At 70.3% G+C, this 3,087-nt stretch carries 3 protein-coding genes; all 3 read left to right on the top strand.

The window, feature by feature from the left end; genetic code table 11:
• Positions 1-1,131: type IV pilus twitching motility protein PilT (locus tag VGD85_RS05300; RefSeq protein WP_331062402.1), on the top strand; the 1,131-nt coding region annotated here is incomplete at its 5' end.
• An 11-nt stretch (positions 1,132-1,142) separates the two neighbouring features.
• A complete protein-coding gene (locus tag VGD85_RS05295; RefSeq protein WP_331062401.1) occupies positions 1,143-2,354 on the top strand; it encodes a type II secretion system F family protein in 1,212 nt (403 codons plus the stop codon).
• Positions 2,355-2,358: 4 nt separating this feature from the next.
• A partial coding sequence (locus VGD85_RS05290) for a GspE/PulE family protein (RefSeq protein WP_331062400.1) occupies positions 2,359-3,087 on the top strand: 729 nt, incomplete at its 3' end.

Below are 3,087 nucleotides of genomic sequence, written 5' to 3'. Positions count from 1 at the left end.
ACCGCCGGGCCGTCGGCGCCGCCCGCGGCCGAGGCCGCCGCCCTCAACCTCGACGACCTGCTCATCCACGTGCTGCAGGTGGGCGCCTCCGACCTGCACCTCACCGTGGGCGCGCCGCCGACCGTGCGGCTGCGCGGCGAGATGGAGGTCATCCCCGGCTACGAGCCCCTCGCCGGGGACCAGCTGCGCCGCACGCTGTACGGCGTGATGACCGAGCGCCAGCGCAAGGTGTTCGAGGAGGAGCTCGAGCTCGACCTCGCCTATGCGGTGCCCGGGCACGCGCGCTTCCGCGTCAACATCTTCCAGCAGCGCGAGCACGTCGGTGCGGTGATGCGGATGATCCCGTGGGAGATCCTGCCGCTGGAGGACCTCGGGATGCCCGATGCGGTCGCGGGCTTCAGCGACCTCAAGCGCGGCCTCGTCCTCGTCACCGGGCCGACCGGGTCGGGCAAGTCGACGACGCTCGCGGCGGTGATCGATCGGATCAACCGCACGCGGCGCGGCCACATCGTCACGATCGAGGACCCCATCGAGTTCCTCCACGAGCACCGCGGCTGCCTGGTCAACCAGCGCGAGGTCGGCGCGGACACCCACGGCTTCCGCGACGCCCTCAAGCACGTGCTGCGCCAGGACCCCGACGTCATCCTGGTCGGCGAGCTGCGTGACCTCGAGACGATCTCGGTGGCGCTCACCGCCGCCGAGACCGGCCACCTCGTGTTCGCCACCCTGCACACCCAGTCGGCCCAGGACACGATCACCCGCGTCGTCGACGTGTTCCCCGCCGAGCAGCAGCAGCAGATCCGCACCCAGCTCGCGGCCACCCTGCAGGGGGTCGTCTGCCAGACCCTCGTCAAGACCGCCGACGAGCGCGGCCGGGTCGCCGCGGTCGAGGTGATGGTCTGCAACTCCGGCATCCGGGCGATGATCCGCGACGACAAGCTCCAGCAGATCCAGGGCGCGCTGCAGGCCGGTGCGAAGGACGGCATGCAGACGCTCAACTCCCACCTGGCCGCGCTCGTGCAGGCCGGCCGGATCAGCTATGCCGCCGGCCTGGAGCACTGCACCAACCGGGCCGACTTCGACACGCTGGTCGCCTCCGACGTACGGCGGGCCCCCGCCAGCTGGGAGTGACCGTGGCGACCATGACGCAGTACGCCTACAAGGTCCGCGACGCCCAGGGACACTTCGCCGAGGGCAAGGTGGAGGCGGCCTCGGAGGCCGCGGTCGCCGACAAGCTCCGGGCCATGGGCTACGTCCCGCTGCAGGTGCGGCCGGCCAACGTCGGCATGCAGCGCGAGATCAAGCTGGGCTTCAAGAAGCGGATCAAGCCGCGCGACCTCGCGGTCTTCGCCCGGCAGTTCGCCACCATGATCGACGCCGGCCTCACCATGCTGCGGGCGCTGTCGATCATGGCCGAGCAGGTCGAGAACCCCGAGCTGCGCAAGGTCCTGCGCGCGGTCAAGCAGGACGTCGAGGCCGGGCACAGCCTGTCCTCCGCCCTCGGCCGGTGGCCGCGGGTGTTCCCGCCGCTGATGATCAGCATGGCCAAGGCGGGCGAGGCCGGCGGCTTCCTCGACACGGCGATGCGCCAGATCGCCGACAACTTCGAGGCCGAGGTCAAGCTGCGCAGCAAGATCAAGGCCGCGCTGACCTACCCCGCCGTGGTGTTCGTGCTGGCGATCGTGATGTGCATCGCGCTGCTGGTCTTCGTCGTGCCGGTCTTCCAGCACATGTTCGAGGACCTCGGCGGCGAGCTGCCCCTGCCGACCCGGATCCTGGTGATGCTCTCGGCGGCGATGAAGTACGTCGTCCCGGCCGGCGCGGTGCTCACCGGGGTGTTCGTCTGGTGGTGGCGCCGCTACGGCAGGACCGAGCGGGTCCGCAACGTCGTCGACCCCCTCAAGCTGCGCACGCCGGTGTTCGGCAACCTGTTCCGCAAGCTGGCGCTGGCCCGGTTCGCCCGCAACTTCGGCACGCTGCTCTCGGCCGGCGTACCGATCCTCCACGCGCTCGACATCGTCTCCGACACGACCGGCTCGGTCGTCATCGGCCGGGCGCTCGCCGAGGTCAAGGAGTCGGTCCGCCAGGGCGAGTCGGTCGCCGGCCCGCTCGCCAACCACGACGTGTTCCCCCCGATGGTGGTGCAGATGATCGCCTCGGGCGAGGAGTCCGGCGCCATGGACGCCATGCTGGCGAAGATCGCGGAGTTCTACGACGCGGAGGTCGAGTCGATGACCGAGGGCCTCACCGCGCTCATCGAGCCGCTGATGATCGCGTTCCTCGGCGGGCTCGTCGGGTCGATGATCGTGGCGCTGTACATGCCGATGTTCAAGATCTACGACATGATCGGCTGACCCCGTGCGCAGCCACACCGCCAGCGACACCGTCCACGCCCTCCTCGAGGGCGGGTGGATCACCGCCGACCAGCTCGACGAGGCCGAGCGCCTCGCGGCGGAGCGCGGCCGGACCGTGCTCGAGGTCCTGCTCGACAGCGGCTGGGTGGATCGCACCACCGTCGTGCGCACCGCGGCCGCCTCGGCGGGTCTGGAGTACGTCGAGCTGTCCGAGTTCATCGTCGACATGGCCGCGGTGACCCTGCTGCCGGCCGACTTCGCGCGTCGAGCCGGCGTCCTCCCGCTCGTCCACGAGGACGGGGAGCTGGTCGTCGCGGTCAGCGTGCGCCAGGCCGGTGACATCGAGCTCAAGGACGACCTGAGCCGTCTCACCCGCAGCCGGGTGCGCTTCGCGATCGCCAACCGCGCCGACATCGAGACCCGGATCAACCAGGTCTACCGCGCCGAGGGCGAGCTGCACGACCTCACCTCCGACCTGACCCCCGAGGACGGCCCCGACGACCTGGCGACGCTGACGGAGGTCTCCGACGAGGCGCCCGTGGTCCGGTTCGTCAACCTGCTGATCAACCAGGCGATCAGCGACCGGGCCTCGGACATCCACATCGAGCCCACCGAGCGCGACATGCGGGTCCGCTACCGCATCGACGGCGTGCTCCACGACGCCCACCGATCGCCGAAGAACATCCAGAACGGCGTGATCTCGCGGCTCAAGATCATGGCCGACATGAACATC

The sequence above is a fragment of the Nocardioides sp. genome, from assembly GCF_036401255.1.
In the GTDB taxonomy this organism is placed as follows: domain Bacteria; phylum Actinomycetota; class Actinomycetes; order Propionibacteriales; family Nocardioidaceae; genus Nocardioides.
The sequence above is the reverse complement of the archived record's forward strand: the minus strand, read 5'-3'. Positions and strand labels throughout refer to the sequence as shown.

Coding starts and splice junctions, on each gene's coding strand:
- VGD85_RS05295 (WP_331062401.1), top strand. CDS start 1,143: ATGACGCAGTACGCCTACAAGGTCCGCGACGCCCAGGGACACTTCGCC.